Here is an 18,887-nt window from a genome sequence, read left to right on the forward strand (position 1 = left end):
GCGGCTGGAGCCTGTTCTGGGAAAGCCGCCTGGAGCCTTACCAGGACGGCCTGGTGTGGCGCGCGCCGTCCGGCGATTACGTCGCCTTCCCGAAGGTCCCGAAAGGGATGCGCACCTACTGCGAAAGCGAAAAAAACTGGCTTGAACATCACTCTGACGACAGCTGGTCGGTGTATGACGTCAGCGGCGAGCGCTGGCACTATGCGCCGCTGCGGGATGATGCTCCGTCGCTGCTTCAGCGCATCTCTGAACCCTGCGGCAACGATATCCTCTTCGAGTGGAATGCGGATCATACCCTGCATGCCCTGATCGACAGCGCGAGCCAGCGCGTGGTCTGCCGCTACGACCGCGACAGGCTCGTCGGCGCATGGCTGGATGACGAGATCTGCCTGGTCAGTTACGCTTATGATGAACAGCGCCAGCTGGTCTCCGTGACCGGCCGGGGCGGTAGCGTGCGCCGACGCTTCCGCTGGCAGGACGGGCTGATGAGCGCCCATGAGGACGCCAACGGCCTGCTGAGCGAATACCGCTGGCGGGAGATTGACGGCCTGCCGCGCGTGGTCGGCTTCCGCCACAGCGGCGGCGAACAGCTGGCGTTCGAATACGATTTTGAAAATGGCATCCGCCGTGCTATCCGCGATGACGGCGCCCAGGCGCACTGGCTGGTGGACGACGACGACAACGTCGCGCGCTTCACGGATTACGACGGTCGCCAGACGACGTTTGTTTACCGCGACGGCGAGCTCTGCGACGTTATTCTGCCCGGCGGCGCAATGCGCCGCAGCACGTGGGACAAATACGGCCGCATGACCAGCGAGACGGACCCGGCGGGCCGCCGCACCGAGTACCACTGGCATCGCCTGACCGACCGCATCACCCGCACGGTGTACCCGGACGGCACCCCATCGCAGGCCATGTACGACCTTCGCGGTCGCCTGCTGTCGGAAACGGATCCGGCCGGTAGCACCACCGCGTATGGCTATCCTGACGATGAAGAAAACCTGCCTGAGAGTATCACCGACGCCACAGGTGGCGTGGTGCGCCTGGTCTGGAACCACCAGGCGCTGCTGACGCAGCGCACCGACTGCTCCGGCAGCGTGACCCGCTTCACCTACGATCGATTCGGGCAGCTGATTGCCAGCGAGGATGCGGAAGGGAATATCACGCGCCGGGAGTGGAGTCGTGCCGGGCTGCTGAGCGTCGTGATCCATCCGGACGGCAGCCGCGAGTCGCTGGTGTGGAACGAACGCGGCCAGCTCACGGGCTGGCGCGACCCGCTGGAAAGCGAGGTGAGCTGGGCCTACAACGCGCTCGGCCTCCCGGTCAGCCTCACCGACCGTATTGGCCGCGTGCGCCAGTGGCGCTACGACCCGCGCGGTAACCTGCTGCGGCTCGATAACGGCAACGGGGCGGAATACCGGTTCACCTACGACGCCGTGGGCCGCCCGCTCAGCGAAATGCGCCCGGATGAAACCGTGCGCTATATGGAATGGGACGCGCGAGGGTTCCTCTGCGCGCTCGAAGAAAACGGACGGCCTGCCGCCGACGGCGGTATCGCCCGTCGCGTCCAGCAGTTCAGCTATGACGACAGCGGGCTGCTGATCGGGCGTACTCAGCGCCACGCGGAGTACCGCTACTTCCGCGACCTGAACGGCCAGATTACCCGCATCCGCCGCACGCCGACGGCCGAAGGCGTTGCCCTGGGTATCGAAAGCGATGAGATCGCATACCGCCACGACGCCGCCGGGCGCGTGCTGAGCGAGTCCGGCATTAACGGCGCGGTGGGCTACGAGTGGGATGCCCTGAGCAACCTGACCGGCCTCACGCTGTCCGGCGAGCAAAAGATGGCCTGGCTGCACTACGGCTCCGGCCACGTCAGCGCTATCCGCTTCGGGCAGCAGCTGGTGACCGAGTTCACCCGCGACCGCCTGCACCGCGAGGTGCGCCGCACTCAGGGCGCGCGCGAGCAGCTCCGTCAGTATGACAGCCTCGGAAGACGCACCCTGCAGCGCAGCGAGCTGAGTACGGACGTGACCCTGCCGGAGCAGGCGCTACTGGAACGCCTGTATCGCTACACCGCGCGCGGTGAGCTTTCCGGCGTCAGCGACACCCTGCGCGGTGAGGTGGACTACGGCTACGACGCCGAAGGGCGTCTGCTGAAGCACTACGAGGCCCGCCAGGGGTACAGCCGCGCGCAGTTCAGCTATGACGCCGCGGATAACCTCGCCGCCAGTGACGATGCGGTACCGGTCACGGATAACCGCCTGCAGCACTGGCAGGCGCTGTTTATGAAATACGACCACTGGGGCAACCTGGTCAGCCGCCGCAACGGGCTGTATGAACAGCATTACGCCTATGACGCCGAGAACCGTCTGGTGTCCGCCCGGGGAACCGGGCCGGAAGGGCGATTTGAGGCGCGCTATCACTACGACGCGCTGGGCCGCCGCACGCGCAAAATCGTCACCACGACGCACGGCACCACCGACACCCGCTTCCTGTGGCAGGGTTACCGCCTGCTGCAGGAGCAGCAGGAGAGCGGGCTGTGCAGCACCTATGTATACGACCCGAATGAAGCCTGGAGCCCCCTGGCGCGGGTGGACCATCTTCGTGACCAGAAGAGCGGTGAGATTTACTGGTTCAATACCGACCTGAACGGCGCGCCGCTGGAAGTGACCGACGAGCGCGGCGCGGTGCGCTGGAGCGGCCAGTACGGCAGCTTTGGCGAAGTACATCATCAGAGTGAAGGATTCTCGAGGGTTGTGAATCGATCGGCGATGGCACACCAGCCGCTGCGCTATGCCGGGCAGTACGCTGACGGTGAGACGGGACTGCACTATAACCTGTTCCGCTACTACGACCCGCAGGTCGGGCGGTTTATTGTGCAGGATCCGATTGGGTTGAATGGCGGAAACTTAAATTTATATAACTATGCCCCTAACCCTCTGTTATGGATAGACCCTATGGGTCTGGCATTGAGCGGCGTTGACTTTAGTGGAAGCCCATCACTTTATCCTGTTACTGGGACACAACGAAATATCGTTGAAATTACCCTTCAAGGATCAAGGGGGCGGGATTTCACAGAAGCCTACAAACTTGCAGGCATAAGTGAAGCTGATGCAAGCGAATATACATGGCATCATCTTGATGATTTTGATCCAAAAACAGGTAAGTCAACCATGCAGCTGGTCACGACTGAGGCGCACAAAGCATCTTTCCCACATAAGGGGTCTGTATCTCAGTTCGAAAAACATTTTGGAGTGAAGTATGGCTCTCCTGAAGCTATAAAAATATCTCATAGTAAAGGATGGCTGAGAGGTCGTATTCCTAAACATTGTCAATAGGAGAGAAATGATGATTAAACTTATAGATTCTTCCCCTGCTGTATCTGCTGATGAGCTAGGCAAGATCGAAGTTTCGCTGGGTGTAACTTTTCCTAATGCCTTAAAATCTTTATGGCTTATAAGTAATGGTGGCATACTGGACGAAGGTCGTCGTGTTTATCAAAGCGAACACTACGAGAATGATATAAAATATTTCCTACCTATATTACATACTAAAAGATCGGGCATATTAACTGTTGATGATTACTATAAGGATTTAGTAATTAACAAAAAAATTCTTGCAGAAAATTTTATACCATTCGCAATTGATGGAGGTGGGTTCCCCTATTGTGTTGGGATAAATGATGGTGCAGTATATTTTTGTGATTTGGAAAATCAGGAGGAGATCTATCTTGAGCCAAATTTTGAAAGTTTTATTGGAAAAATAATTCCTGAAGATGAAGCATGGTGATACAGGTTCTTACCCTCGTAAGAGGGTGGCTTTGTTAATCACTACTTTTTACAGGGGGCTTCATTAATGCAATGATGGAGTGCCCAATTATTTCATTAATAACATATCCTTTTCTGCTATACGCAGATCTGTCAGCTTATTGTGCAGGCTTCGAGAGGGGTAAATGGTGGGTTAGACTTATACTCATATGTTCCCAACCAACTTACTTGGATAAATCTATTAGGGTTAATGCCATGGGCATTGAACCCAATTTGAATCGGATACCATTTAGTGCCACGAAAAATAGCCAACAGCATTGGACCAACCGATCTTGGTACTATGAAAATACACCAACGTTTTTCCCGGATCCTTATAGCGCTGGAATGCATGAAGAACTACATAGAGCTATTAAAAACGATATTGGAAAAATTCAGGGGCCGTGGCAGGGTTCCGCGGAAGATTTATTCAATGCGTATAGCCGTAATTTAAATTCCTTTTCACATATAAGTGGTGATTTAAAGATTCCTTCGACGGGTGAAATCTTAGCCAGAAATGTCACTCCTAAAGAAGCACATTCAAAACTGCTGGAGTGGTTCAATAATAAACAAACATGTAAGGCATCAGGAGGTAGATGTGGTTAAAATAATTGACATTGATGTGGATTTTAACGGGATAATAATTTTCGATTATCCAGGAATACTGGCCCCATTTGGTGGGAAGATAGAGGATGGAGATAACATTCTCCAGGAATTCACCACCACAGACAAAGGGGATCTTGTTCTTAATAAAGGTATTGCCTTACCTATTATGGGCCTTGATGATGGTGGCTATGTTGTTAGGCTTTTTTTAAATGAACTCCCCGACGATAAAGATAGGGAAGTTATATTCACAGATAAATATTTCTATCTTAATGTAACTGGTGATTTATACGTTGCTGATATGGCAGTATTTTGGGAGTGGGAAGATTATACTGGTTGGATTAACGCTGATATTCCTAAAGGAATATATAAAGTGAGCCTTGAAGGGATTCATTTATTAAAGGGGGGGGAGACTGTTTATTGCTATGATTTAATTTTTGAAAAAACGAATCAACTTGGTATAAGAGATGTTGAACCACGCTCAGACTCCAGGCTTTATTAAATCCATTAGCCGGCAAGGAAAATAAACTTTTCCGGCTTTTATTAATTTATTTTTCAATCATACCTAAAGAGACGTATAATGTAGTTAATCATAAATGTGACTTAAAGATGCTAAGAGTTTGTTCGCTAAAATGGTTATGGGAATTAGGAAAGAGAAAATGTACTTTTTATGGGGATGAGTTGAAGAAATGATTAAATATAATCTAATCTCTAAAATAAATATCTTTTCTGATAGTAATGTCATTGGGCGGATAGGTGGAAACATCCCTGAATTCTTTTTAGATAAACTAGATGAAGTTCAGGGTTATCAGTTTTATTTGACATTTCAGAATCCTGATATTGGACATGAGTATATTACGATACTTACTTCTGAAGGATATGACGATATGATTGATAACAATATCTACCCTAATTGTTCAGTAAAAGTTTTTACGCATACGTTTTCTGATGAAAGCAATAATGAAGAATTTACGATAAAATACATTAACAAGGCAGTTATTGTTGGGTATGATAAGGTTGAAGGTGAAGAGTTTGATTTTATCACTAAAACCGAAGAAGCAAGGTTAATACAATCTGAAGATTATTATTTTGATGCTTTGCAAAAGGATGGTTATAAATTTTTTATGCAGGTTGATGAAGATTATTATCCAGATACATTGCTTGATGGTGATTACATCTTTGGGTACGGTGCTTTGTATTTGTATAAGAATATATCCAGCGGAAAAATTATAGCTGGTTTTTGGCAATGCTCGTAAAGATAAGTTTTTAATAAAAAGCCGGATTATATCGGTTATTTCCTTCTTATATAATAATGATGATATTATATTTTTAATGCAAAATGTATTTCTTCTAAAGTTTTTACTTTCGGTTATAAGTTTCTTTTCGCTAATCAAACATGGCATTAATATCAGACGTCAGAAAAATACATGCCTGTATAATTTAAGAATAGTGACATATCCATGTTCAAATTTTATTTTTAGAACTGTTGATATTTGAAAGTATAGATTTATAGTAGTTAAGAAAGTAAGTCGATGCGTACAATACAATAGGATATCCTTTATGAGATTGTAAAGGTAATCGATATAAAATATAATCTGATTTAAGGGTTTGATTTCTGGTGGTAAAAATGGTTCAAAAAATTACCCTGATTATTAAATTTGATTAAAGTACAGTTCAATGGAATATATAATCCTATTATTAACACTTGCTTTATAAAGTATAAAAGATAAAACTCAAGGATTTTGCGTATGAGTCAGTTAGAATACAGAAAAGCGTATGGTTTAGATGATTTAATATATAATGTTATGGGTGGGTATGCTTAGACAATTTTGTGTGTGTACAAAAGAATATGAAGAAACTGCTAAAGAAGAGCTTGTTTGTTATTTAGATAACCATCCTGTCATTAGTGATGACGATGAGGAAGTATATCCTGATTTTGTTGTTGATAATTCTCTAGAGTTGTTTTTCTATGGAGATCAATTTATAGATGTATTACATAATATCTCTATCCAAAGAGAAAAACCATCTGTAGCGGATTTCATATCAGCTTTAAATTTTTATCTCGAGAACGATAACTTCATAGAGCTTTTATTTAAAGAGCGAGAGATTAATTAAAAATTTATTTACTTAGCTTATTTGAGGTAGTGCATACTGAGAATGTAATTCTAAATTAATTGGTTATTACTGAGGGCTATATTTATGGATGCGTCTGAGACTATTGTGAATGAGATTGAAAAAGCATTAAAACAACTTATTGTCATTTGCAATAAACACTCGCTGTCAGGAAATTTCAGCACCGTCACTGATCTGGACAATGCCTTCCCGTCCAACTTACCTCGTTCGACAGAGGTGGAATTTTTATATGAAAATTATAATCCTGAAAAGTTAAAGATTGAAACAGGCTTCACGCCAATTAAACTTCACTCGGCCAGTGAGCTCTTGAAGGCTCAAAGTGGTTATGAATACTTACCAGATAATTATCTTGTTATTGGTAATGATTTAGGCGGAGGTAAACCTATAATTGCGGTTATCGATGAAGGGAGTTCCTCTGTTTATGCAGGTTGTGATGTAATTGAACCGTTTCAGATAGCTAGTAGTCTCTCTGGGTTCATATTTTCTCTAGCTGAGCTTATTGATTTGGTATATGGCCAATACGATATCTTTGATATAGCAGATGATAATGACGAAGTAAAAGATGATTTTATTGATGAATTGCGGGGAAGGATTGTGCCTCTTATCGGTAATGAAAACTTCAATGCGTTTTATAATTATTTTTATGGATAGATTTTTTCTTTAAAAGGAAACCCTCACGGTAAAATATTCTTTTATAGCGAGGTGAGGTTCTCTTTTTTACGGGTATTTTAAACAAGATTTAAAATAGTAATGCGGTGTATTTATTCAAGAGAAATTAATCTAATGCATGAAAGGAAAGGGATTATATGCAGACTACGCGAGTAATGGGAGAAGGATATGAACCTTACGTTGAGCAATTAGGTGACAAACTGATTTATTCATTACCTGTTGAATCGGGATTTGTCAGTTTTCATTTTGAGTTTGATATTCGTCAGATCGATCTTGACGTCCTGCTGTCCGATCATTACCGGCGGGCCGTCCTGGAAGTGACCGCACACACTTTGCTCCAGCGTTCGACGTTGAAGGGACATAAACGATTTACTCAGAACGATTTTGATAACCTTATTGCCACTACCCTTCATGCATCGCAAGAGCATCTTAGCGCATTCATTTCTAAAATTAATCGGGAACACAATATTTCGATGGAACATTATGTGAATGACATAGTGAATAGACGCATAACCAAAGGATGAATATCCCGATCCCAGATAAGGTCAACATTCATCTTAAAATCACGCTGTATGTACAGCTCTTTTCAACCTCGTGCTGCCCGAAGAAGTCAGATCGATTTCGAGATAACCGACGAATGCGGCTAAGTGCGCAGAAGCGGCCAGCTCTGCAGCTTTGGCGAGGTACGTCATCGGAGCCAAGGTTTCCCATGTGTTGTGAATCGCATGGCGATGGCACATCAGCCGCTTCGCTATGCCGGAAAAATATATACTTTGCCTTTTAACAGGAGCAATATATAAAAATATTTGTGCGGATGCAATCTTCGACTACTTTTACGATACTAACATGTTAATGAATATCATGCTTTCGGTAAAATCTGTCAGGAGCAAAACGATTCAAGACAAGGACAACTGATGAGTAATGTTAAAAATCTTATTGCAGCGTATATTAACTGCTTTGAAGAAAATGATGTTCTCACTATCGGAATAGGAGATGACACTCATGATCCAAAAAACTTTATCATTATCGGACGATTTGATGAGGATGAATTACCTATTAACGACTGCATTGGATTTCAGAGTGAGTCAACGGAATATGAGTTAACAGACTCTATTCGTTCCGTTCAACTCACAGATGGCAAACTTGTGATCGTGCTTAATGATGATGCCGCAAAAAAAATTGGCATCAGCGAATATCGCGTGGTCATTCCTGCAGCAAAAGATTTTAAATCGCTTGAAAAGTATTTAAGAGAAATGTTTGATGGCAGTGATGTGCCGCTACAATTACCGTAAGGTTTTAGCTACTACATGGCTATCTTAGCACCCGAACTTTAAAAGATGCAGGCGGGACATTTCGAGTAGAGGGCACATGTGCTGAGCCAACGTTTAACGGCGAATAGGATTGCTACGTCACTGTATGAGGTGAAAGCGAAAGATATGTCCGCTTTGTGCCAGCAGCGGACGTTGCGCGGTATGTTAGTTATGATACGAAATGTTTGCGTAAGATTTTTTCTAATAGTGAAAAAATTACTGTGACCCTTTTTGGAGTAATCGTCTGATAAGGCCGATATAAATAAAATTGCCATTTCTCCTGTCGCAGTTCTGGCAGGGGTTTTATGAGTTGACCATTTGCTAAGTACTCTCTACAGATAAAATCGCTGGACTGTACAACCGTTTTGCCAGCCAAAGCGGCCTGAATTTCTGCGTATGGGTCCGTAGTATAAAATTCAATATGACGAGGGACAAAGGTATTCACTGCGTCACTCATAAATTCAAAGATTTTTCCCGTTTCAGGATTAAGTAAACCACTGAATGGATAACGTTGCCGAAGATCTTCTAAATCCGTTGGAGCTCCCAGGCGCGCAACGAGTTCTGGGGATGCTACCAAAATATGTTCCACCTGCGTGATATTTTTAATGATAAAGTTTGGATTAGGTTCTCGCCCGACGCGTATACCTATATCGATACGATGCTCGACAGTATCAAGTTTCATCATGTCTAAACGCCAGTCGATAAATAATTCAGGATATGGGCGTAGCGCAGTCAATAGTTCATATAATACTTGTTCATGCTTTGGAAATCGAAGCGACGTGATACGGACAATGCCCTTCATATCATTATCATCTTTCGCCGTCTGAAATAGTTTTTCCGAATCCTCTAGCAGTCGCCTGGCTTGAGGTAAAAAAAGCTCACCGAAGCTTGTGAGAAAGATCGAGCGAGTATTGCGTCTGAAAAGGGGTTCATCAAGCTGTTTCTCCAGCTCAGCGATTGTTCGTGTTACAACCGATGGTGAAACCGAAAGCTTTATAGAGGCTTCGCGGAAGTTGAGGGTCTCAGCGGCGATGATAAAAAACTTCAGAGCATCAAGTTTGTTCATGATTGTTGTGAAAGTTGCAATAATGTTTTTTGATATTAGCAATTAATTTGCAATTATTCCAGTCGTATAATCAAACCATCAAACAAGTAATCTATCGTATCCTTTTATCAGAACTTTGAAGAGTAATTTATGGCAATACAACCAGTAGAATTAAACAAAGCCTATCGTTTATTGCAGGTCGGGCCAACGACGATGATATCGGCTAAAAATAATGGTATTGAAAATGTCATGGCAGCTGCCTAGGTGGGATTAGTAGGCAATAACAAAGTGATGGCTTTTATAGGTCCACAGGCATTTACACGCGGCCTTGTCGAAAAAAGTGGATATTACGTTGTCCAGGTCCCAGTAGTAAATCAGATGGAAATGGTTTTATATGCAGGCGGTCACAGTTATTCTGACATACCCGAAAAAAACAATAAAATCCCACTTTTTTATCAGAAAGAGTTTGATCTGCCTTTAGTTGTAGGTTGCGCTGGCTGGCTAGTCTGTAAGGTTATACCCAATGAAGAAAATGAAAAGCAGCACAACTTGTTCATGGGGGAAATTGTCGGAGCATGGAGTGATGACCGCGTTTTCAGGAATGGGCACTGGATTTTTGATGATGCGCCTGATGAACTACGTACTGTCCATTACGTAGCTGGCGGACAGTTTTACGCCATTGGCAAAGGTACAAAATTTAATTATGGTCCGGGAAAAGACTAATCCTTACTTCTGTATAAATGTAGCCATAGAAAATGGCTACATAGAGGTAAGAACACCAAAATCAACCCACTAAAGATGTCTGCTCTTCGCTCATAGCGGAACTTCATCTCAGTAGGCTTATCAGTTCCGCTCTGCGCTTTAGCGTGACCCTATCGAAGCAGTTTAAGGGGGCACCGAATGACGTTCGCCACTATTGATGACGTCAGAAACCGGATCGAACCGTTAGACAGAGAACTGCTCATCGGATAACGGAAATGCAAGCTGTCGTTTTTACCCGTTCTGGTAGCTGTTAAGGGTGACCGGTTATGAGAAAATAACCCACGCAAACGGTTTCGTTGGTTTTAACCGTTTTCGACACATTATCTATCGCTGTGATGGCGTTGTTGTTTAGCATTTTATTCTTTACGTCTCCTCCCCTGGGGAGACGTCTTTTTCCCACGCACTCTTCACAATGTCTGCAACCCCAAACCCCCCTGTAAAATCGCTTTTGAAAAGGGATTGGATGTACATCTATGATAGTTTGGCCATCAGAAGAAAGGGTTTGAGCTCTGGATGGAAGTCAGTTGCAGCCCTGTTCCGTATTCGCTGCAGGGGAACCTGCTCTGAGTTTGTTTAACCTTTCCACGGCAATAACGTCTCTTTCGCACGGAACGGGAGGCGCGTAAAAATAACCCTGTATCTCTGCACACCTTCCTCAAGGATACGATCAAATTGCTCCTGAGTTTCAACACCTTCAGCGACAGCGGCACAGTCCGGCCGAACGACGGCATCTTTAACAAAACTGCCGTCAATTTTGATTTTGTCAAACGTGAACATGCGCGGATCATGTCTGTGCGTTATGGTATACCGCTCGATCACCATATTTCACAGGCGTTTCCCCAGATAAAAAATTATCTGTAAAAGCATCGAAAACGCCTCTTATCGAAGGGTATTTTTACGTCAGTTTTTATGGCCGGTAACTGACCAGAATGCGGCCTGAACGTTTTCTGGTGAAGTCTTTCCGTTTGCAAGCAGAAGCTGAGTAAGGATCCGTGCTTTTGCCGGATTCAGCCCCGACGAAACAACAAAGCCGGCTTTGTTATCATCGACCTCGACGTTACGTTTTACTGCTCCTGTATAGGAGCGCGATGCGCGGACCACGACAAGTCCATGCTCCCGGGCTGCTTTGAGCGCGGCTAACGCTGAGGCGGATGTATTTCCGTCTCCCACGCCGGCGAGAATAATTCCTTTTGCACCATCACGCACCGCATTGTTGATTTGGACATCGTCCATATTACTGTGGGCATAAATGATCTCAACCCGCGGAAGTTTATGGGATGCAGGTAATTGTAGAGACAGACGAGATTCTGCCGGCACCGGGGTAATATAATGAACTTCTGCCGCATCGACATAACCCAGTGGGCCGGCGTAAGGTGACTGAAAAGTAGCCACTCCGGTTGTATCCGATTTCGTGGACCAAATCGGTGACTGGATAGTGTCATTCATCACAATCATTACTCCCCGTCCCTTCGATTGTTTGTCCACAGCAGTATTCACAGATTCAAGCAAATTAGCAGGGCCATCTGCACCAGTTGCTGTCGCCGGTCGCATGGCTCCAGTAATAATAACAGGCTGGGGGTGATGTATTACCAGACTGAGGAAAAAAGCTGTCTCTTCAAGAGTATCTGTGCCATGGGTAATAATAATAGCGTCAGCGGCACCTGTACTGAACAGATCGTCGATCTTCTGGGCAAGATCAAACCAGATTTTATCATTCATGTCCTGAGAACCAATGGATGCGACCTGGACACTACTAAGCTGGGCTTTTTTATCCAATCCTGGAACGGCTGCAAGCAATACTCTTGGGCTGATGGCGCCGGATGTGTATCCGATAGAGCTGGAGTCTTCACCAGTGCTCTGTCCAGCAATGGTACCGCCGGTAGCAAGGATCATCAATTTAGGCAGAGCTTCAGTCGCTTTTTGGCTATATGTCGTTAATGACGGCGAGGCCGTTGCAGCCTGAGAACCATGAGTAAATAGCGAGGCATATACTAGTGTTAGCGCAAACGCGACAGGATGATTTATAGGCTTGAACATGACTTATTCCTTAGATAAAAGGCAGATGCCTTAACTTTTGTCGCCGATACTTTGGCTGGAGCATCATGGGGCATGACAATCGTAGCCGACATACCGGGTAATTTTGCAGACAGAGTGGTAGCCTGAACATGATTGCCGGATGAAAAGGCCAGAGTACCGACTGAGCGCAGGCGTTATAATTACTCATCTATCATTTTTTCAGCAGATGCAACTACATCACTATAAACAAGTAGTGTTATATAAAGGGCACCTCATTTATACACACCTTGTCCTTTCACTTCCAGTTCTCACTCTGGAAGACAAGCTTATATTGCGACACATCTCAAAGAAAAAATCCCTGGTACATAAATGGGGTTATTTAATCTATGTAATTTATTCCATACAAAATTTGATACAGAACCCACTAATGAGTCAAAAGTTGTCCTGGTGGTGGTTTTAACAGAATTGATGTTATCAAAATATAAAAAACAGAACTAATACATGCACAATGTTAACAATATGAAAACATTTTCAAGTCAACGCGTTAACAATAAGACGGGTGTTAAAGTTTAATATGCCAACTATGATTTTTAATTGGTTTTTAATAAGCTACTGTTTTCTTTACTTATCTTTCAAAAAGACAACGGCCTCGTTGCGGGAGGAATAGGTGGTGCTTGTCTGCTGCGTGCCAGGAGCGGTCGTTGATTTAATCAGATAAACAATGCTTAAAGGCCGATCTTACGTTTTCGTATAGCGCAGGTGAGAGCATGACATTTTCCCAAATATTATTATGTCCAGCTTTGGGAATGGTCAGAAGTTGCTTTTGACTACAGCATGATGCAGAAGACAGCAGCTTTTCTGGTATTTCTGAGGGGATAATTGCATCATTTTCGGCAGCAATAATCAGTAAATTCCCGTTAAACTCAGCAGCAATGTTCCATGCATCTGTATGTTCCCAATTCCTGGGTTGGCGTATTATTGCGGAGAAATCAGGGCCAAACTTAACGTTATATGCAAGTGTTGAGTAGACACCTGGAACCATAAGGATGAGAGATCGGAATTGCATCGCTTTACTAAGCTGAAGTGCATTATAGGCTCCCATACTGATGCCCATACAACCTGTAAGCGTCTGCCCCAGAGAAGCGATAACCGCCTCTGCTTGCATCGTACGATTAAAAAGAGAAGATTCGTGAATGTCTCCCCCCGTTTCACCATGACCTGTAAAGTCAAATATCGTCGTTCCAAAACCCAGGGCATCCAAAATACCTCGGTATTTGTAGAAAACGGTTCGATCTTTGCCGCCACCATGAAGCATCAGAACATGTCCATTGCGCCCAAATGTGCTTTCAGCGTGAATTGTTTTGCCATGGAACGGGACCAGGAAGTTGTGACTCGAAATCATCTTCGTATGTGTTTTTGGCGACATGGTTTATTCGTTGTATCAAACCCGAGCGTGCCATGCAATGTCAGACTGAATCACCACTGCTTCGGTAGCCATTTTTTAGGTTGTCACACGATCTCTTGCCCAATTGATGTGCGTCGGCATCTTCCGCTCCTCGCTAAAAACGGAATTCAGACTAGCATCTAATTTCGATGACTGAAGCGGATGTAACTTTAACGAGCAATCAGCCGATAATTATTTCAAAGAACATACCAGAGTGGCATGATCCCACCACTCGTTGGTATTAACTTTTGTTGCAAGTACGTTAAATTGTGCTTCCTGTATCTCATTTGTTAATGCAGAGAGAGGTTTCAGGGTACGCCAGGGATGACCTTCTTTCAGTAAATGATGTCTTATAGGATCAAAAACACTAATATCATCAGAATTACGGGGGCTTCCACACATGGAGCTGATCACAAGCCGTCCGCCGGGTTTGAGCAATCTTTTCGCTTCTGCGAAAAAGCGAGTTCGGTCATCATCTATCAGACAATGCAAACAACTACCATCAATAACCAGCTCAAACATTGAGTCCTTGCATTGATAAATATGACAAACATTTCCGACAAGAAAATGAGCGGAGAGGCCCGCTTGTTGAAAACGCCTTTCAGCCCATCTGATAGCGGTTTCAGAAAAATCCACACCCCATACTGAATATCCTCGTTCAGCAAGAAACTGCGCAGCCATCGCTCCATTACCGCATCCCATTTCAAGTATTGGCGCGCCAGGTTGGGGTAAATAATTATTAAAATCAAGCCACTGAAAGATTTTTTCTTGCTGTTCTTTTGCCCTGAAATAACCTTTATCAGCCCAAGCTATAGCCCCATTCGCTATGAGTTGTCTGTATTTTTCTTCATAGGGATTCATATTTAAGACGCTTTATTGCAACAATAACACCCTTTATTTTATATGTTATTTATGGAAAAAATGAAGTTTCTGGCGAAAAAGTGCGTGCTGTAGATACACGAAATAACGTCCGCTTTCACTCTTAAGGGACATTCGACAAACAACATTGTATTTTGCGTAAGGCCGAAATTCCTGCTTCTTACTCAACAGTTTTCCGGCCTCCCATCTCTCGTCTCAGTGCGCCGCGATATACGGCTCCTTCACAAACTCCGCCATTAGCCAGACCATATCATGCAGCAGCCCGGTCAGCTCTTTCGCCACGCTCGCAGGCAGTGTTCCGCCCATCACCGCCAGCGTTAACGCCACGGCATAGTCCACCTGCAGAGTCGTCTCTTGCCAGCAGTCCGGCACACAGGAAGCCATCTTTTCTCCCGCAATCAGCTGTTCAACCAGATACGGCGGGAGTTCAGCATCACAGCACTCCCGTAGTCGCTTCAGCGCAGCCAGCAACCGCTTACAGAGCTTGGTGTATGTCACTTCGTCGTCAGTTTCCACCAATACGCTTACATAGGCGGTGCAGGCATCGGCCAGTTCGAAGAGATCCGCAGAATCGGAAATTGAATTGTTGATGAGGTGACAAACAGCGCTTTCCGCAGAGAGCGCGTAAGAAAATTCAGGGGTAGTAGCCATTTAGCATCCTCGTTGTGCAAAAAAATGTCATGTTATGCTAACGGGTTCCTACGCCCGGTTACGGATGTGCCGCAACGCAGGCACTTTACGACCGCGAAGAAGGGAAAAAAAGGGATAGCCATGAATTACATCAGGTTGCTTGCAGGTTTGCGAGGCGGCTTCCAGAAGGGCGTAGCCGCCGGGCACATTTTGTACCGCGGTTACTCTTTACGCAGACTTTTTCATTTTGATCAATCCTTCTAATAACGTCTGCGTCGCGCGGGAAGATTTGCCCGCCTGGGAGCAAACCAGCCCAAACTCCCGGCACAGCGAAGGCGTCACGGGCACGATGCACAAACCGCGTAATTCATCCGGCAGGGCGGATTCAGGTATCAGTGCGACGCCCAAGCCTTCGCGTACCAGCAGGCAGGCGCTGATCCAGTCGCGGACGGTCACCTGTACGTCAGACAGTTCCAACCCAGTCTGCTCCATCAGGCTTTTTCCATTGACGGCACAACCGCCTGTGGCGAGTACGAAGGGCTGGTCTGCCAGTTCCTCAAGGGTAATGCCGCACGTGCGTGCATAGCGAGCCAGACGGTGGTTGGCTGGCAACACCGCGACCCATGCATCTTGCCCCAGGATCGCATCCGCGCGTCCGGGAACAGGGTTCATGACCACGCCGATATCAACAGTATCTGCCGCAAGCCACTCTTCGACCTCCTGGTCCGTGCCTTCCAGTACGACCACCTCTATTTCAGGATGCAGGCGCTTCACGTCCCGCAGCAGTCCCGGCAAAAACGTGGACGTTACTGACGGAAAACTGGCAAGTCGAATGCGCCCGCCACTCAGCCCGCGGCTCTCATCCGCCAGTTTGCGTATGGCGTCCAGCCGTGCCAGCATGCTTCTTGCCTCTTTGACAACCCGCTCGCCCAGGGCTGTAACACCGACGTGGCGTCGCTCACGCGTAAATATCGCAAATCCTAATGAAGCCTCTAACTGAGCGATCGCCTGGCTGGCACCCGACTGCGTCATGCCGACCTCTTCAGCGGCACGCGAAATATTACTGGCGTCCGCCACGGCAACCACCAGGCGCCAGTGCAACAGATTCATCATGGGTATCAGTAGCTCAGCTAATAGTTAATTTATGAATCATTAATTTTACAGTGATAACGGTTTTAAGCACAGTGAATGCAAACCGAATGTTTATCACTCACAGCTTTAACGGAGAGATTATGAAACTCTATTTCGCCCCGGACACCTGTTCACTCTCACCCCATATCGTGCTTCGCGAACTGGCGATTGAGTTTGAGCTGGTTAAAGTGGACAACAGGAGCAAGCTTACCGCTGACGGTCGCGACTTCCTGACCATCAACCCTAAAGGCTATGTCGCCGCGCTTGAACGGGATGACGGAAATATCCTGACCGAGGGGCCAGCGATTTTGCAGTACCTCGCTGACCTCAAGCCGGAGAGGGGGCTGGCGCCGCGAGCAGACAGCTGGGAGCGGGTGCGGCTTCAGGAATGGCTTAACTTTATCACCAGTGAAATACACGCGGGATCGGCTCCTCTTTTCAATCGCGTGTTTCCCGAAGAGGTCAAATCCATTTTTCGTGAGAAGCTCTTCAGGCGGTTCAGTTTTCTTGAGGAAACGCTCTCCACTCGCGCTTATTTGACGGGATCGACCTTCAGCGTGGCAGATGCCTATCTTTTTACCGTGCTGGGGTGGTGCAAGTTCTTCTCCATTGAGCTGAGCCCCTGGCCTGCGCTGCTGGAATACAGAGATAAAATTAATGCCCGTCCAGCGGTGCAGGCCGCATTACGTGCGGAAGCGGCTCAGTAAGACTGTAAAGCAGGTTTTTGCCGATCGTGTGTGAATATCTGCCATTTTATCTCCGACGTACTCAGGGTAAAAATGGCCGTGGCCAGCGTGTTCTCTTCATCCGGGTCGTGTGGCGAGAGACGATAAATCGGGAGCGCGGGATCATGCTGGTCTGAAAGAATACCCAGTGCCGCCGCACCATCAAGGTGAGATTGCGTCTCCAGCCAGGCGTTTAGCCGCTGCTGGCGTGACCGGGAGCTGTCGGTGATCACCTGCTCAACCGCGTCAAGCTGAGGGTGGATAAGGTGATTAGCATGGGCGAAAACGTCCTGCAGCGGCGTGACGGAACAGCCTGTTCCCGTCGTTTCCACGCTAAACAGCCGGCTGTCTCCCATTTGTCCCAGCGTATGATGAAATGCACCGGCGCGTGGCACGGTGGTCAGTATTGAGATGGCTTCATCTAAGGTGGCGGCATTCAGCGCGGCGCGGGCTAATACCTGGCGCGGCATTCCGCGTGGACGGTGCAAAGCGCGAATGTTATTCACCGTATTCACCACGCCCTTTTCGTTTACGGCGAAGGTATGTCCGCAAATTGAGCCCGGATAAGCAAAACTGGTGAACGCCAGGCCGTCATCCGGGGTGATGCTGACGATGGCGCAGTCATTACGAAGCTGCGGGAAACCGTCTTCATTATGCGCGATAATCAACTCCCCCTCTGCGGTTCTTCCCGCTACCGTGGTACAGCCATCAGAGGTTGAGCGCACCAGATCGCCGCGGCAGTTCCAGGCAAACACCTCATCAAACGGTGCATCCAGACCCTCGGCTAATCCCTCCAGCTCCTGCCAGATCAGGGGATAGTGTGACTGGACCCGCGAGCGCATGCTTCGGGTCTGTTCTGCGTCTTTCATGGCGGTAACGGTTTGCCACAACGCCGTTTGCGTGAGTTTTGCATGCCAGGCCTCGCGGCCAAAGGCGCCAAGTTCCTGACCTACTGCAAAAGCGGAACCACGAATGTCGATTTTTTTCATAGTATTATCATTCACTTCTGTTCAGGATACGTGTTGCAAAAATTCTTTCAGGCGTGGATTGCGACTGCTATTCAGCAGCATATCAGGTGGACCATCTTCGGCAATGGTACCGCCATCAATAAAGATGAGCCGTGATGCCACATCCCGGGCGAAGCCGATTTCATGGGTCACAATCACCATGGTCATGCCTTCTTCGGCCAGCGAGCGCATGACTTTCAGCACCTCGTGCCGTAATTCGGGGTCCAGGGCTGAGGTTGGCTCATCGAACAGCATCATTTTCGGTTTCACCGCCAGGGCTCTGGCAATGGCCACGCGTTGCTGTTGACCGCCAGAGAGCTCTGATGGGTAGTGACTGGCGCGTTCGCGTAAGCCAACGCGGTCCAGCAGCGCCAGCGCCTGCTCCCGCGCGGCGGCTTTGCTCTGTTTGCGTACGCGAACCGGACCAAACATCACATTCTCCAGCGCCGTCAGATGGGGGAACAGATGGAACTGCTGAAACACCATCCCGGCTTCGCGGCGGATATCACATTCGTTAGCGTGAGGATCGGTAATATGCATTCCCGCTACCAGCAGCGTGCCGGAGGAAATTTCCTCCAGCTTGTTAATGCAGCGCAGCAGCGTCGATTTGCCCGAACCGGAAGGGCCGATGATCACCACGACTTCGCCGGCGTCAATTTTTAAATTGATGTCGTGCAGCACCTGAGTGGCACCGAAATTTTTCGACACTGCGCTAAATTCAACCATG

At 47.3% G+C, this 18,887-nt stretch carries 19 protein-coding genes and 2 pseudogenes; 11 read left to right on the forward strand and 10 right to left on the reverse strand.

What is annotated here, in order from left to right:
* The 9 genes from DOU50_RS09585 to DOU50_RS09625 all read left to right on the forward strand — a co-directional run.
* Nucleotides 1–3,341: RHS repeat-associated core domain-containing protein (locus DOU50_RS09585; RefSeq protein WP_148769261.1), on the forward strand; the 3,341-nt coding region annotated here is incomplete at its 5' end.
* 7 nt (nt 3,342–3,348) lie between these two features.
* Nucleotides 3,349–3,792, forward strand: a complete 444-nt coding sequence (locus tag DOU50_RS09590) for an SMI1/KNR4 family protein (protein WP_148769262.1) — start codon at nt 3,349–3,351, stop codon at nt 3,790–3,792.
* 233 nt (nt 3,793–4,025) lie between these two features.
* Nucleotides 4,026–4,412: a hypothetical protein gene (locus tag DOU50_RS09595; RefSeq protein ID WP_194266138.1), complete on the forward strand. Its 387-nt coding sequence runs from the start codon at nt 4,026–4,028 to the stop codon at nt 4,410–4,412.
* Nucleotides 4,405–4,911, forward strand: a complete 507-nt coding sequence (locus tag DOU50_RS09600; RefSeq protein ID WP_148769263.1) for a hypothetical protein — start codon at nt 4,405–4,407, stop codon at nt 4,909–4,911. The genes DOU50_RS09595 and DOU50_RS09600 overlap by 8 nt, the downstream gene beginning before the upstream one ends.
* A gap of 187 nt (nt 4,912–5,098) precedes the next feature.
* A complete protein-coding gene (locus tag DOU50_RS09605; protein WP_148769264.1) occupies nt 5,099–5,665 on the forward strand; it encodes a hypothetical protein in 567 nt (188 codons plus the stop codon).
* A gap of 559 nt (nt 5,666–6,224) precedes the next feature.
* Nucleotides 6,225–6,524 (forward strand): hypothetical protein, encoded by a 300-nt coding sequence (locus DOU50_RS09610; protein WP_228117524.1) that lies wholly within the window; start codon nt 6,225–6,227, stop codon nt 6,522–6,524.
* Nucleotides 6,525–6,608: 84 nt separating this feature from the next.
* The gene (locus tag DOU50_RS09615) at nt 6,609–7,193 is read left to right on the forward strand and encodes a hypothetical protein (RefSeq protein WP_148769265.1); all 585 of its coding nucleotides are present in this window, start codon (nt 6,609–6,611) and stop codon (nt 7,191–7,193) included.
* 155 nt (nt 7,194–7,348) lie between these two features.
* The gene (locus DOU50_RS09620; protein ID WP_148769266.1) at nt 7,349–7,735 is read left to right on the forward strand and encodes a hypothetical protein; all 387 of its coding nucleotides are present in this window, start codon (nt 7,349–7,351) and stop codon (nt 7,733–7,735) included.
* 390 nt (nt 7,736–8,125) lie between these two features.
* Nucleotides 8,126–8,503: a hypothetical protein gene (locus tag DOU50_RS09625; protein ID WP_048993206.1), complete on the forward strand. Its 378-nt coding sequence runs from the start codon at nt 8,126–8,128 to the stop codon at nt 8,501–8,503.
* Nucleotides 8,504–8,690: 187 nt separating this feature from the next.
* Here DOU50_RS09625 and DOU50_RS09630 read toward each other — a convergent pair whose 3' ends face one another.
* Nucleotides 8,691–9,587: a LysR family transcriptional regulator gene (locus DOU50_RS09630; protein WP_148769267.1), complete on the reverse strand. Its 897-nt coding sequence runs from the start codon at nt 9,585–9,587 to the stop codon at nt 8,691–8,693.
* Nucleotides 9,588–9,716: 129 nt separating this feature from the next.
* Between DOU50_RS09630 and DOU50_RS09635 the strand changes: the two are divergent.
* Nucleotides 9,717–10,289 (forward strand): annotated as a pseudogene (locus tag DOU50_RS09635) (flavin reductase family protein).
* 612 nt (nt 10,290–10,901) lie between these two features.
* On the opposite strand, the gene DOU50_RS23675 reads toward DOU50_RS09635, so the two are convergent.
* The 7 genes and pseudogenes from DOU50_RS23675 to DOU50_RS09665 all read right to left on the reverse strand — a co-directional run bounded on the left by DOU50_RS23675 (nt 10,902) and on the right by DOU50_RS09665 (nt 16,410).
* Complete coding sequence (locus DOU50_RS23675; protein WP_061715812.1) at nt 10,902–11,105, reverse strand: hypothetical protein; 204 nt, start codon at nt 11,103–11,105, stop codon at nt 10,902–10,904.
* A gap of 123 nt (nt 11,106–11,228) precedes the next feature.
* Nucleotides 11,229–12,365 (reverse strand): asparaginase, encoded by a 1,137-nt coding sequence (locus DOU50_RS09640; protein WP_024906937.1) that lies wholly within the window; start codon nt 12,363–12,365, stop codon nt 11,229–11,231.
* A gap of 35 nt (nt 12,366–12,400) precedes the next feature.
* Nucleotides 12,401–12,517: pseudogene (locus DOU50_RS23835) on the reverse strand (serine dehydratase); the annotation flags it as partial.
* Between the two features lie 533 nt (nt 12,518–13,050).
* Nucleotides 13,051–13,770, reverse strand: coding sequence for an alpha/beta fold hydrolase (locus tag DOU50_RS09650; RefSeq protein WP_148769268.1), 720 nt, complete (start codon nt 13,768–13,770; stop codon nt 13,051–13,053).
* A 210-nt stretch (nt 13,771–13,980) separates the two neighbouring features.
* Nucleotides 13,981–14,649, reverse strand: a complete 669-nt coding sequence (locus tag DOU50_RS09655; protein ID WP_148769269.1) for a class I SAM-dependent methyltransferase — start codon at nt 14,647–14,649, stop codon at nt 13,981–13,983.
* Between the two features lie 213 nt (nt 14,650–14,862).
* Entirely contained in the window at nt 14,863–15,318 is a 456-nt protein-coding gene (locus DOU50_RS09660; RefSeq protein WP_148769270.1) for a hypothetical protein, read from the reverse strand.
* Nucleotides 15,319–15,525: 207 nt separating this feature from the next.
* Complete coding sequence (locus DOU50_RS09665) at nt 15,526–16,410, reverse strand: LysR family transcriptional regulator (protein WP_148769271.1); 885 nt, start codon at nt 16,408–16,410, stop codon at nt 15,526–15,528.
* Nucleotides 16,411–16,529: 119 nt separating this feature from the next.
* On the opposite strand from DOU50_RS09665, the gene gstA reads away from it, so the two are divergent.
* The gene (gene gstA, locus DOU50_RS09670; RefSeq protein ID WP_148769272.1) at nt 16,530–17,135 is read left to right on the forward strand and encodes a glutathione transferase GstA; all 606 of its coding nucleotides are present in this window, start codon (nt 16,530–16,532) and stop codon (nt 17,133–17,135) included.
* On the opposite strand, the gene DOU50_RS09675 is transcribed toward gstA, so the two are convergent.
* Together DOU50_RS09675 and glnQ are read right to left on the reverse strand one after the other, a co-directional pair.
* A complete protein-coding gene (locus tag DOU50_RS09675) occupies nt 17,129–18,142 on the reverse strand; it encodes a C45 family autoproteolytic acyltransferase/hydolase (protein ID WP_148769273.1) in 1,014 nt (337 codons plus the stop codon). The two genes, gstA and DOU50_RS09675, sit on opposite strands and share 7 nt — an antisense overlap.
* Before the next feature lie 21 nt (nt 18,143–18,163).
* Complete coding sequence (glnQ, locus tag DOU50_RS09680) at nt 18,164–18,886, reverse strand: glutamine ABC transporter ATP-binding protein GlnQ (RefSeq protein ID WP_024906944.1); 723 nt, start codon at nt 18,884–18,886, stop codon at nt 18,164–18,166.
* Nucleotide 18,887 lies beyond the last annotated feature (1 nt).

Origin of the sequence: Enterobacter sp. C6 (assembly GCF_008122455.1) — a bacterium.
In the GTDB taxonomy this organism is placed as follows: Bacteria; Pseudomonadota; Gammaproteobacteria; order Enterobacterales; family Enterobacteriaceae; genus Enterobacter; species Enterobacter pseudoroggenkampii.